Annotated in this window: 10 protein-coding genes and 1 pseudogene; 6 read left to right on the top strand and 5 right to left on the bottom strand. The window is 66.3% G+C overall.

Going from position 1 to position 12,440, the window contains the following annotated elements; all coding sequences use genetic code 11:
• Positions 1-401 (top strand): annotated as a pseudogene (locus CMN27_RS06565) (TerC family protein); the annotation flags it as partial.
• Positions 402-496: 95 nt separating this feature from the next.
• Here the strand turns inward: CMN27_RS06565 and CMN27_RS06560 are convergent.
• From CMN27_RS06560 to CMN27_RS06550, 3 genes are all read right to left on the bottom strand, one after another.
• Positions 497-1,918: an alpha/beta hydrolase gene (locus CMN27_RS06560; RefSeq protein ID WP_293624990.1), complete on the bottom strand. Its 1,422-nt coding sequence runs from the start codon at positions 1,916-1,918 to the stop codon at positions 497-499.
• A 452-nt stretch (positions 1,919-2,370) separates the two neighbouring features.
• Positions 2,371-3,627: a Glu/Leu/Phe/Val dehydrogenase gene (locus CMN27_RS06555; protein ID WP_293624989.1), complete on the bottom strand. Its 1,257-nt coding sequence runs from the start codon at positions 3,625-3,627 to the stop codon at positions 2,371-2,373.
• Between the two features lie 73 nt (positions 3,628-3,700).
• Positions 3,701-4,618: a LysR family transcriptional regulator gene (locus CMN27_RS06550; RefSeq protein WP_293624988.1), complete on the bottom strand. Its 918-nt coding sequence runs from the start codon at positions 4,616-4,618 to the stop codon at positions 3,701-3,703.
• Between the two features lie 186 nt (positions 4,619-4,804).
• Here CMN27_RS06550 and CMN27_RS06545 point away from each other — a divergent pair, with 186 nt between their 5' ends.
• From CMN27_RS06545 to CMN27_RS06525, 5 genes are all read left to right on the top strand, one after another.
• Positions 4,805-6,724, top strand: coding sequence for a ligand-gated channel protein (locus CMN27_RS06545; protein ID WP_366515415.1), 1,920 nt, complete (start codon positions 4,805-4,807; stop codon positions 6,722-6,724).
• 116 nt (positions 6,725-6,840) lie between these two features.
• The gene (locus CMN27_RS06540; RefSeq protein ID WP_293624986.1) at positions 6,841-7,776 is read left to right on the top strand and encodes an iron-siderophore ABC transporter substrate-binding protein; all 936 of its coding nucleotides are present in this window, start codon (positions 6,841-6,843) and stop codon (positions 7,774-7,776) included.
• A 47-nt stretch (positions 7,777-7,823) separates the two neighbouring features.
• A complete protein-coding gene (locus tag CMN27_RS06535) occupies positions 7,824-8,813 on the top strand; it encodes an iron ABC transporter permease (protein ID WP_366515414.1) in 990 nt (329 codons plus the stop codon).
• Positions 8,810-9,892 carry an iron ABC transporter permease gene (locus CMN27_RS06530; RefSeq protein WP_293624984.1) on the top strand — a complete coding sequence of 361 codons (1,083 nt, stop codon included), beginning with the start codon at positions 8,810-8,812 and terminating at the stop codon, positions 9,890-9,892. Before CMN27_RS06535 ends, CMN27_RS06530 begins: the two co-directional genes overlap by 4 nt.
• Positions 9,889-10,707 carry an ABC transporter ATP-binding protein gene (locus CMN27_RS06525; protein ID WP_293624983.1) on the top strand — a complete coding sequence of 273 codons (819 nt, stop codon included), beginning with the start codon at positions 9,889-9,891 and terminating at the stop codon, positions 10,705-10,707. The genes CMN27_RS06530 and CMN27_RS06525 overlap by 4 nt, the downstream gene beginning before the upstream one ends.
• On the opposite strand, the gene CMN27_RS06520 is transcribed toward CMN27_RS06525, so the two are convergent.
• The gene (locus CMN27_RS06520) at positions 10,704-11,519 is read right to left on the bottom strand and encodes a siderophore-interacting protein (RefSeq protein ID WP_293624982.1); all 816 of its coding nucleotides are present in this window, start codon (positions 11,517-11,519) and stop codon (positions 10,704-10,706) included. The two genes, CMN27_RS06525 and CMN27_RS06520, sit on opposite strands and share 4 nt — an antisense overlap.
• On the bottom strand, positions 11,516-12,391 hold the full coding sequence (locus tag CMN27_RS06515; protein ID WP_293624981.1) for an alpha/beta hydrolase-fold protein: 876 nt from the start codon (positions 12,389-12,391) through the stop codon (positions 11,516-11,518). Before CMN27_RS06515 ends, CMN27_RS06520 begins: the two co-directional genes overlap by 4 nt.
• Between the last annotated feature and the right edge of the window lie 49 nt (positions 12,392-12,440).

The raw sequence follows: 12,440 nt of genomic DNA, 5'->3' as shown, positions 1-12,440 counted from the left end.
GCCTGATCACGCCCATGCTGATCGTGATGATCGCCATCGGCGCCACCGATATCCTGTTCGCACTGGATTCGATCCCGGCCATCTACGGGCTCACCAAGGAGCCCTATATCGTGTTCACCGCCAACGCCTTCGCCCTGCTCGGGCTGATCCAGCTCTACTTCCTGCTCGGCGGGCTGCTGGACCGGCTGGTCTATCTGTCGCTGGGGCTTGCCGTCATTCTCGGCTTCATCGGCGTCAAGCTGATGATTCATGCCCTGCATACCAACGAGCTGCCCTTCATCAACGGCGGCCAGGAAGTGCATCTGGTGCCCGAGATTCCGATCTGGCTGTCGCTGTCGGTGATCATCGGCATTCTGGTGGTGACCACGGTCGCCAGCCTCATGAGCAGCAAGAACAAGTAGGCGCTCAAGCCCACGATCGCCGCGCCGGCAGGGCTGCAGGCCAAAAAAAAGCCGGGGCGCAGACGCCCCGGCTTCCGGCTATCGGTTTGCCTTGCTCAAGGCACCACGCAGGCCGCCACGCCCGGGCGGGTCGCCGTGGTGAACTGACAACCATAATCAGCGCTCGAAACGGCGGTACGTGCGACGTCGTCGCCGGCCGGTTTCACGCTGTTCTGTTCCCAGTCGATCATGGCATCGAATGCTTCCTGACGCTCGGCCTGGGTGAAGTCGCAATGACCGGGGGCCCTTACGGCGCGTTGCACCAGCATGTCGCCACTGCCGTTGGCATCGGCGCGTTGCCGATAGACCTGCTCGTGCACGAACGGCACATACAGATCGCCAAGGCCATGCAGCGTCACCACCGGCACGTTGAACTCGCCGTTAACCCGCGGAATCCAGCGTACGCCGTCGCTGCGGGCCGGATTGGCATTCGGGTCAGCTGACACACGCAGGATCGATTCGTTGAAGGCGGTCTCGTCGACGCTGCTGTCATCGGGATCGTTGTCGAAATTGTAGGTCACGCCCTGATTGCCGCTGAGATTGCGCGCGAGAATGCCGTTGACCGTGCCATCGCGCCCGCCGGTGCCCATCACCACGTTGTAATAGCCGCCACGAAAGCCCTGCTCGAAGACCGGCCGGTCGCCGCCGCTGAGCGTGCGCACGATGTTTTCCAGGCGCTGCCCGGCCACGGTCGGCACGCCCTGCTGGGCAAAACTGGGCGGCGTGGTCCAGAGCACGGCATCGATTTCAGACTGGTCGAAATCGGTCGCCGGATAGCTTGTCGGCCCCAGGTCGGCCACATGCTGGGCCGCGAAGGTGAAATTGAGCAGGTAGTCGAACTCGTAGGTGCCACCCACCACGCCACAGCGTGGCACCGCCCCCGCATAGGCTACCTTGTTGGCGGCCTCGCGCTGCGTTTCGGCCTCGACCGCCGCGGCAGCGACGTGGCCACCCATGGAGTCGCCGACAATATAGATCTTGCTCGGGGCCATGACGGTACGGCCGTTCTGCTCGGCGATCGCCACAAACGCATTCGCCAGCGCATTGGTATCTTCCACGCCAGCGCGAACGTCGTAAAAGTTCTTGCTGTAGCTGGATGCCGCCCAGGCATAGCCCTGGCTGATGTAATAGTTGCGCAGCGCCGGATTGCTGACCGTCAGTTCACTGCCTTCGCCGCGATAGCCATGGGCATACATCACGAGCATGCCGTTCCAGCTGCCCTCGGCCGGCACTTCGATTCGATAGCCCGCACCGCTATCCATGACGCCGCTCCAGCGGTCTGTGTCGACCCCGGTAATCGCCTCAAATGCCAGTGTTTCGCGATTAACGGAGAACTCACGGGTATCCTGCTGCCGCGTTAGCGTCTCGTTATCGGGGTTTGCGGTGTCGATACTGTCGCCGCTATCGGAACAGCCCGCCACCAATGCGCTCGCGCAGGCGAGCGCCAGGACCTGCAAGGTCCAGCGTCGGTCTTTCATGTCTCCTCCTGGGCACCGTCGAAGGGGGCCGGGTCCGGTCAAACGGACACGGGATCGCACGGGCCGTATTTATTGTTTTAGGTTTATTCTGGTTCTTTGCCGTCGGCGCGACGAAATCGAAACGTCATTTCACCGACGCATTCCAGTAATCCACCGTACCGTGGCGCGCGTCAAGGGGCTCGACCGTACGTGCACGGCACCGCCCCACGGCCGCAGTTCATCGCTGCGGAGGAAGAAAGACCAATAGACAGAAAAGTCAGTCGGTTGCACGGCTTTTGCCAAACTGGCCGAAGACCGTGAGCAATGCGCGCATAACCCTAACGTCGAATACGTGGGTCAGCTTGGGGCAGCGCCGTCCTGCGCAACCTGGAACGCTCACACCCCCGGGGCCTGACCCGACGTATTCACTCACCCGGCAGCAGGGTGTTTCCTGCCGGGTGAGTGACCTCAGCCTAGGCGCCGTCGCGAAAGAAGGCGCTGGTGCCGCGGGCCTCGGCCGCTTTTTCGAGTTTTTCCAGCGCGATCACGTAGGCGGCGGTGCGATAGTCGATATCCAGCTCCTCGGCGCGGTCGGCCACGCGTTGGGTGGCATCGACCATGCGCGTTTTCAGGTGCTCGGCCACGGTATCAGCATCCCAGTACCAGGCCTGGCGATTCTGGACCCATTCGAAATAGCTCACCGTCACGCCGCCGGCGTTGGCGAGGATGTCGGGCAGCACCTGAACGCCGTTTTCAACGAGCGTGGCATCGGCCTCGCTGGCCACGGGTCCGTTGGCGATCTCGACGATCACGCCGGCCTGCACGTTGGCGGCGTTGTCTTCGTTGATCACGTTTTCCAGGGCGGCCGGCGCCAGCACGTCCACCTCGAGGGCAATCAGATCGTCGTTGGACATCTGCTCGCCGTCGGCGTCGGTAACCGAGCCTTTCGACTGCTTGGCCTCGGCCACGGCATCGATATCCAGACCGTTGCCGTCGTAGATCGCGCCGCCGGAATCGCTGACCGCCACGACCGTATAGCCGGCATCCGCGCATAGACGCGCGAACTGCTGGCCGGCATTGCCGAAGCCTTGCACGGCCACGGTGGTGCCGTCGGCGTCGCGCTCCCAGCGCTTCATCATCGTTTGAAGCGTATGAAAGGCGCCGTCGCCGGTCGCCGTGGTACGACCTTCGGAGCCGCCCATTTCCACCGGCTTGCCGGTGATCACCGCACGTTCCTCGGCCCGGTTGATGATGCGGTACTGGTCCATCATCCAGCCCATCACGCGCGGGTTGGTATTCACGTCGGGCGCGGGAATATCGGAATCCGGGCCGATGAAATCGGCGATCTTGTCGATATAGGCCCGCGAAAGCCGTTCCATCTCGGCCGGAGACAGCGCCTTGGGGTCGATCGAAATACCGCCCTTGCCGCCGCCGAACGGCAGGCCGAGCACGGCGCATTTCATGGTCATCCAGAACGCCAGGGTGGAGACTTCGTCCGCGTTCACGTCCGGATGAAAACGAATCCCGCCCTTGGCCGGACCCAGGGTCGTGTCATAGCGCACCCGGTAACCGGGATAAAGCTTCATTTCGCCGTTATCGTGGCGCAGCGGTACCGACACCTTGAGCGCGGTGTCCGGCTGGGCCAGCTGCTGGGCGATATCGGCAGAAATATCGATATGTTCGAGCGCGGCTTCGATACGCGCGCTCGCACCGTCGAAAAGACTCGGCATAAGACAATACGTTTGCGGGCAATACGTATTAGCTGTGTCCGATCGGCCGCGGATACAAGAGCGGGCGGTCAGTTCAGGCAACGGCCGGCTGACTGCGCCATGCCTGCGGGATGGCCTCGCGCAGATAGTCGAGCAGACAGACCGTGCGCCGGGGCAGACGACCGTAGGGATAGGCAAGCGTCACCGGCAGCGGCGTGACCGACCAGTCCGGCAGACAACGGCTGAGCGTGCCCGGATGCGCCTGGGAACGCTTGGCCGCGGCCCAGTCCGGCATGATGCCAAGGCCCTGGCCACGGGCGATCGCATCGGCCTGCAATACCAGTTGATCGGTTCTTACCCGGGCCCGAACCGGTGCCAGCCGATAGACCGTGCCCTGGCCGTCGTTGCGCAGTTCCAGCGGCGTGCGCCGGTCGCCGAGCATATCCACCCAGCAATGTTCGGCCAGCTCGCGCGGATGCGAGGGTGCCCCATGGGCCGCCAGATAATCCGGATGCGCATAGATTCCGCGGCTGAGCTGGCCCACGACTTCGCTACGCAGGCCGCAGTCGGGGAGTTCTCCCGGCCAAAGGCACAACGACACCCCGGAGCCGTTGCCAGGCGGCTGGGTGAGCGTGAGCAGGTTGAGCTCGATCTCGCCAAAGCGCTGTAAAAACGCCTCGACGTTGTGCATGAACCAGCCGCGCATGAACAACGGATGCGCATGCACGGTCAGCTTGCCGGCCACCCGCTCGCTGAGCTGTTCCAGCGCATAGCGGCTTTCCCGGTCGATATCGAGCATATCGCGGCAATAGCCCGCGAACACCCACCCCGCGTCGGTCGGCTCCAGCCGGTTCGAGCGCCGGCGCAGCAGCGGCTGGCCTACCCGTGCTTCCAGCCGCGCAAGGCGCCGGCTCAGCGTGGACTTGGACAGCGACATACGGCGTGCCGTGGCGGTCAGGCTGGCGCTGTCGACCACGGCCACGAATGCCGCGAGTTCGCTCAATTGATGCATTCAGGCCTCTTCCCTCGGGCACCGAACACCACGCACACACGAGCGTGTTGCGCCCGGCGCAATGACTCGTTCGGTCTATTGCAACGGCATTTATAGCACAATCTTAATAGGAATGATTCGCATTTAAATGAGCGAGGGGAATAAATGACACGTATCGGGCATGCCTGTCTGGCATTGGGGTGGGGTATGGTTGCAGGCGGCGTCGCCACGGCGAACGCCCAGGAGGCGATGTCGCTCGGCGAAGTCGTCGTCACAGCCTCCGGCCATGAACAGCAGATCGAAGACGCGCCGGCCTCGATCAGCGTGATCGATCAGGAAAAGATCGAAAAACGCTATTACCGCAACGTCACCGATGCCCTGCAGGACGTGCCCGGCGTCATCGTGACCGGCGGCGGCGCGGGCGACAACGGCCGCGATATCAGCATTCGAGGCATGCCCAGCGCCTATACGCTGATTCTCGTCGACGGCAAGCGCCAGAACACCCGCGAAACGCGTCCGAACGGCAGCGCCGGCTTCGAACAGGATTTCTTGCCGCCACTGCAGGCCATCGACCGCATCGAAGTCATCCGCGGGCCGATGTCCACGCTCTACGGCTCCGATGCCATCGGCGGCGTGATCAACATCATCACCCGTAAGGTGCCCGACGACTGGGGCGGCGCCGTGCAGGCCGATGCCATCATCCAGGAAGACGGAGACTCCGGAAATCGGCAGAGCGCGAACTTCTATGTCGGCGGCCCGCTCAAGCAGGACCTTCTGGGCCTGCAGCTCTACGGCAAGGTCAGCCGTCGCGCCGAAGACGAGATCATCGACGGCTATGAAGGCAAGGACCTGCGCAACCTCACCGCGCGCCTGGCGTTCACGCCCACCGATAACCAGGACTTCACCCTCGAAGCCGGCGCCGAGGAACAGACACGCGAGCAGAACGTCGGCCGCTCCGGCCGGGTCACCGGCTGTCGCGGTGGCTGCACCGATTCCTTCAACCGCTATTCGCGCGAGCATTACGCCCTGACCCACCAGGGCCGCTGGGACTTCGGCACCACCGATACCTATATCCAGCGTGAAACAGCCGAAAATTCGAGCCGCGAAATCGAGATCACCAACACGGTGGCCAAGACCAGCGTGGTCGTACCCCTGGGCATGCACGTCGTCACCCTGGGTGCCAGCGCGGAACGCCAGGAACTGGCCGACGACACCACCAACCAGATTTCCGATCTCACCGATGTCGAAAAAGACATCTGGGCGGTGTTCGCCGAGGACGAGTGGATGCTCACCGACACCTTCGCACTCACCGGCGGGCTGCGCCTGGATCACGACGAGAACTTCGATTCGCACGTCAGCCCGCGTCTGTACGGCGTATGGAACCCCACCCGCAACTGGACCCTGAAGGGTGGCGTGTCGACCGGCTTTCGCGCCCCGGACCTGCGCGAGATCACCCCCGACTTCGGCCAGGTCAGCCGGGGCGGCAATATCTACGGCAACCCGGACCTGGAACCGGAAACCTCGGTCAACAAGGAAATCGCCCTGCTCTATGCCAGCGACTGGGGGGCCAACGCGAGCCTCACGCTGTTCCACAACGACTTCGACGACAAGATCACCCGCGTGGCCTGCCCGATCGATATCTGCAGCGACGGCCCCAACCAGTTCGGCTCCGACCCGACCTATCGCATCAACGTCGACGAAGCGATCACCCAGGGCGTGGAAATCGCCCTGTCGGCCCCGGTGAGCGCCACCGTGGACGTATCCGCGAGCTATACCTATACCGATTCCGAGCAGAAGTCCGGCGAATACAAAGGTGAACCGCTCACCCAGCTGCCCAAGCATCTGTTCAGCGCCTCGGCCAACTGGCAGGCCACGCAGAACATCGCCTCCTGGGCGCGCCTGACCTATCGCGGCGAAGAAAGCCAGCCCACCACCGGGCCTTCGCAGCGCTCGCTGGTCGCCCCCTCTTACACCTTCGTGGACGCGGGCATGGGCTACGACCTGACCGACGCCACCACCCTCAACGTCGTCGTCTACAACCTCTTCGACGACGACGTGAACTACGAAGAATACGGTTTCGTCGAGGACGGGCGCCGCTACTGGCTGGGCGTGAACGTCGAGTTCTAGAGCCGCCCCACGACCGCCCACAAACCTTTCGCAAGCGCCGCCGCTGGCTCCAGGCGGCGGCGCGCATTATCCTGCACGGTCGCGATCCCGACCGTGCGCCATCACGGAGCTTCACCATGTCGTTTTTCAATGCCCCGCGCACCGCGCTCGGCGTCATCGCAATCCTCGTTCTGGCCGTGTTTGCCGGCCCGGCGCTGGCCGCCCGCACCCTCGATACCGCCTATGGCAAGGTCGAGATCGACGGCACCCCCGAGCGTGTCGTGACCCTGTATGAAGGCGCGCTCGATACCGCCGTGGCGCTGGGCAGCAAACCGGTGGCAGCCGTGGCCACACGCGGCGGCGACAGCGTCGCCCACTACATGCAGGAACGCGTGCCGGGTATCGCCATCGTCGGCACCGCCCGCGAAACCAATATCGAAGCCGTGGTCGCCCAGCGTCCGGACGTGATCCTGGCCTCTTCGAATCTGTCCGAGCCGCAGTACCGGCTGCTGTCGAAGATCGCACCGACCGTGGTGCCGAAGCACTCTTATTTCGCGCCCGACGCCTGGCAGAACGAAACCCGGCTGTTCGCACGCGCGCTCGGTCGCGAAGACAAGGCCGAACAGCTCATCCAGGCCTTCGACGAGCGCGCCGACAAGATCAGCGCCGAGGTACCGGCCGGCACCGAGGCCACGCTTGCGCGCTGGATGCCCCAGGGCCCACTGGTGATGTCGTCGAAGATCTTTGCCGGCCGGGTGTTGGCCGCGGCCGGGTTCGAGTCGCCCGAGCATGGCGACATCGCCGACGATCGCCCGCATAGCGATCCGTTGAGTCTGGAAAACCTCGACCGGATCGACAGCGACTGGCTGTTTCTGGCCACGCTCAACGCCGACGGCGAATCCGCGCTGGCCAAGGCCCGCACCTCGCCGGCCTTCGAACGCCTGGACGTGGTTCAGCGCGATCAGGTCGTGCCCGTCGACGGCCAGCTGTGGACCAGCGCCTCCGGCCCGCTTGCCGCTCACGCGATTCTCGACGACATCGCCCGGGCGCTGGGTATCGCCAGCCAGCCTTGAGCGAGCGGCCACGCATTGCGACCGACACGCGCGAGCGCCGTGTCGGCCTGTGGTTCGGACTTCTGTGCGGTGTAACGCTGATCGTGTGCACCGCCAGCCTGCTGTTCGGCGCGGGTGCGATCGGCCCGGCTCAGTCGCTGGATACGCTTTTGCGCGCCCTAACCGGGCGCATGACCGACGACAACGCCTGGTTCGCGATCGAATCGCTGCGCGCGCCGCGGACCGCTATCGGCGTACTGGTGGGCGCAGCACTCGCGGTGGCGGGCGCCCTGCTGCAGGCGGTCACCCGTAACCCGCTGGCCGAACCGGGCCTGCTGGGGGTCAGCGGCGGGGCCACCTTCGCGGTGGCCATCGCCATCGCACTCGGCGCGGATGCAGCCACCCTGCGCGTACCGGTCGCCCAGTTCGGTGCGCTGGCCGGCTGTCTGGCCGTACTCGCGGCCTCGCGCGTGCGCGGCGCCGGCGAAGATCCGGTACGGCTCGTGCTCGCCGGTGCTGTGCTCTCCGGCCTGCTCTATGCGCTGACCTCGCTGGTGCTTTTGTTCGACGAACGTACTGCCGACGAAATTCGGTTCTGGGTGGTGGGCAGCTTTGCCGGTCGTCGCCCGGCCGACGTGATCGCGCTGCTGCCCGGCCTTGGGGTCGCCGGTCTGATGGTCATCGGCATCGCCCGGCCGCTGGCCGCGCTGGCGCTGGGCGAACACGTGGCCAGCGGGCTGGGGCATCGACCGCGGCTGGTTCGCCTGCTGGTGGTCGTGGCCGTCGCCCTGCTGGTGGGTTCGGCCACGGCCATTGCCGGGCCGATCGCCTTCATCGGCCTGGTCGCGCCGTTCGTGGCCCGGGCCCTGGCCGGCCCCGATGTACGCGCCACGCTCTGGCTGTGCCTGCCCATCGGTGCCGCGCTCACGCTCGGCGCGGACGTGGTATCGCGGCTGGTCGTGCGCCCCTCCGAACTGCCGCTGGGGGTGCTCACGGCCCTGATCGGCGCGCCCGTGCTGGTGGCCGTGGTGCGCTCGCGACGTCTGCCCACGCTATGAGTCGCGCGAACGCGCATCCAGCGCATGCACTCGCGCCGGCGGGGAGCTGGCGCCTCGCCTTGGGCCCGGCCCGAAGCGGGCGCTCGATACTGCTCGACAAGCGCGCCTGTGCCGCCAATCTGCTGCTGGCCGTCGCACTTCTGGCCGCCTGTGTGGCATCGCTGTGCCTGGGCGAGGTTTCGATCGCGCCCCGCGCCGCGATTGCCGGGCTGTTCGGCTACGGCGACGGCATGGACGTATTCGTCGTTCAGCAGCTGCGCGCCACACGGCTGCTCGCCGGGGTGCTCTCGGGCGGGGCCTTCGCGCTGGCGGGCTGTCTGATGCAAACACTTGCCCGCAACCGCCTGGCCACCCCCGGCATCATCGGGCTGGACAACGGCGCGACCGCCTTCGCCGTGGCCTCGGTGCTGGGCGTGGGCCTGGGCATCGCGCCGCCGGCGATGGCGCTGGTCGGCGCCAGCGTGGCCACGGCCATCGCTTTCGGTCTGGCCGGCGGCATCGGCACCCAGGGCTATCGTTTCCTCGTGGCCGGCATCGGCGTGGGCGCAGCCTTCGATGCCATCACGCGGCTCATGCTTGCGCGCAGCGCGATCGACGCCGCCAATGCCGCTTACCCCTGGACCGTGGGCAGCCTCAACGGCGTGGGCGCGCTCGCCCTTAACATGCTCGCCGTCGGCCTGGTGATCGGCTTGATCGGCGCGGCGGCGCTGGCGCGGGCGCTGGGGGTGGTGCGTTTTTCCGAAGGTGTGGCCCAGGGCCTGGGCATTCGCGTGGGCCATATCCGCCTGGGCGCGCTCGTGCTGTCGGTGGGCCTGACCGCGCTGGCCGTGGCGGTGGCCGGCCCGGTGGGGCTGATCGCGCTCATCGGCCCGGAAGTGGCCCGACATCTATCCTCGCGCCGGGGCGTGCCGCTGATGGGGTCCACGCTGGCGGGTGCGCTGCTCATGGTGGTGGCCGATCTGGCCGGGCGGGTACTGTTCTCACCCATCGAGATTCCGGTGGGCCTGATCAGTACCGTGGTCGGCGCGCCGGTGCTGCTCTGGATACTGCTGCGTCCAGGCCACAAAATAGGCGTATGACCGTGCCTTTCGACGCGCCGCCCCTATCGCTGACCAGCCCGCTGCAAGCCGAAAAGCTGTGCGTGACCTATGGTCGGCGCCCAGTGCTCAGCGGGCTGGATATTGCCTTTCCACGCGATCAGGTCACGGCCATTGTCGGGCCCAACGGCTGCGGCAAATCCACGCTGCTGTCCGCGCTGGCACGTCTGCATACGCCGCAGGCCGGCCGTATCGCCCTCGAAGGCCGCGATATTCGCAGCTACGGCGCCCGCGAACTGGCCCGTGCGCTGGCCCTGTTGCCCCAGAGCGTGACCGCGCCGGAAGGGCTGACCGCGGCCGAACTGATCCGCTTCGGGCGCCAGCCGCACCAGAGCTGGCTGCGCCAGTGGTCAGCCGAGGACGGCGCCGTGGTGGACGCCGCGCTGGCCGCCGCCGATCTGCAGGCGTTGGCACATCGACCGCTGGAAGCCATGTCGGGCGGCCAGCGCCAGCGCGCCTGGATTGCCATGGCAATCGCCCAGCAGACGCCCGTGCTGCTGCTCGACGAACCCACCACCGCCCTCGATCTGGGCCATGCCATCGAGGTGTTCGAGCTGGTGCGCGATCTGGCCGCCGAGGGCAAGACAGTGGTGATGGTGCTCCACGATCTGGGCAACGCCTGTCGCTATGCCGATCATCTGGTGGCCATGCGCGACGGCTGCGTGGTCGCCGCCGGCCCGCCGTCGGAGATCGTCAGCCGCGAGCTGGTACGCGAACTCTATGGCGTGGACTGCACCCTGGTTACGGATACCGATACCGGCGCGCCCCTGCTGGCCAACGTTCGCCGCGCACGCTAACTATCGAAGTTATCCATCACCCGATGACGTTCGGCGTGATAGGCCTCTTCATTGGCACGCGCCTTCCAGTACGGCACCGCATAGATCTGTTGACGCGTCAGCCCCCAGACATCGCGCAGGTGGGCGCGCATGGCCAGTATCGAGGCGTTTTCGCCGGCCACCCAGGCCGCCACCGGTTCGGTCGGCGGCTCCAGCGCTTTCAGGGCTCGCACCATCGGCGTATCGCCGTGATCGACATGGGGCGCCTGTAGCCAGTCGATCGTGATCGACGCAGCGTAATCGAGCACCGGCCGGTCGGCGTCGTCCGGCAGCTGCACGATTGCATGGCCGCAGACATGAGCCGGCAGGCTTTCCAGCAGGGCCGCGATCGCCGGCAGCGCGGTGATGTCGCCGGCCAGAAGCACCCGATCGACAGGTGCGAGCATGGGGCTCGGCCCGCCCGGGCCGGCCACGCCGATGGTATCGCCCACCCGGGCCCGTCGGGCCCAGGCCGAGGCCGGGCCGTCGTCGCCGTGCAGCACGAAATCCACGTACAGGCGCTGGCGATGCTTATCGAAGTACCGGGCCGAATAGGTGCGCGTGATCGCCCGCGCGCGTGACTGCGGCCAACGCGGCCCGTCGGGCGTGAACTCCGGCAGCGCGGGTGTGGCTTCGCCCGGCTGCGGCAGAAATATCTTCAGATGGGCGCCGGCCCGATCATCGGCAAAGCCCGCCAGCACGCCGTTTTCGCCGGCCAGCTCCACCCGCAGCAGGCTGGGTGACAGACGCGCCACGTCGGTGACCTGTACCGGCCAGGGTCCGCGCGCACTCATGGCGTGCGCTGCTCGGCCACGTGGGCGCCCAACCAGCGGTCCAGCGCATGGAACATGCCGCCGTCGAGGGCCGCGCCATGCCCGGCGCCGGGAAGCAGCCGATAATCCACGTTGAAGGCGGGACAGGCGGCCAGGATTTCGGCTGCCTGCGCGGCGTTGTCGACCATATGCCGTCGTGCGAGCTTGGCGGCACGCTCGGGGTTGTCTGTCTGGCCGATGTTCAACGGTTGCTCCTTGGCGCCGACGGTAATGATCACGGTTTTCGGCTCGCTGCGGTTACAGGCATCGCCCTGCACGGCCTGCTGCAGTTGCGGCATGACGAGGCCATCGTCCCACCACAGCGACGGACTGGCGGCGAAATAGGCCGAAAAGCGGGCCGGATGATGGGCCAGATCGAACAGCGCGGCCAGCCCGCCGAGCGAATGCCCGTAGAGCGCGGTGCGCGACGGGTCGAGCGGATAATCGCGGGCGATACGCGGCTTGACCCGACTTTCGATAAACGCCAGAAACGCAGCCGCCTGGCCGCTGCCGGCCCTCTCGGCCACCGCGCTCGGCGTGAGGTCTTCAAAACGACGGGGAATATTGAAGGTGAGGGTATCGGGATAGCCCAGGCCGACCACGAGCACGCGATCGGCCAAGCCGTGTTCTTTCAGCCAGGCGAGCGCGGCCGGCGCCGTGCGGTTGCCGTCGAACAGAAACACGGCCGGATAGCCGGCCGCCGGTGCGGGCTGGCTCGGCTGCGAGATCAACAGCTCATACACCCGCCCGGTTCCAGGGTCGACGATCGACTCATTGCGCAGCGCTGCGGCGGCCTCGGGGTGGGCCACGGTCTCCAGATCGGGCTGGGCCAGGGCGGGTAGAAATCCACTCATCGCGGCCAGTACGCAACCGAACACGAGGCGTGCGCGGCGCCTCGTGTTC

This window comes from Salinisphaera sp. (assembly GCF_002729955.1).
Classification (GTDB): domain Bacteria; phylum Pseudomonadota; class Gammaproteobacteria; order Nevskiales; family Salinisphaeraceae; genus Salinisphaera.
Note: the sequence above shows the minus strand (reverse complement) of the source record. Positions and strands in the feature narration are given on the sequence as shown.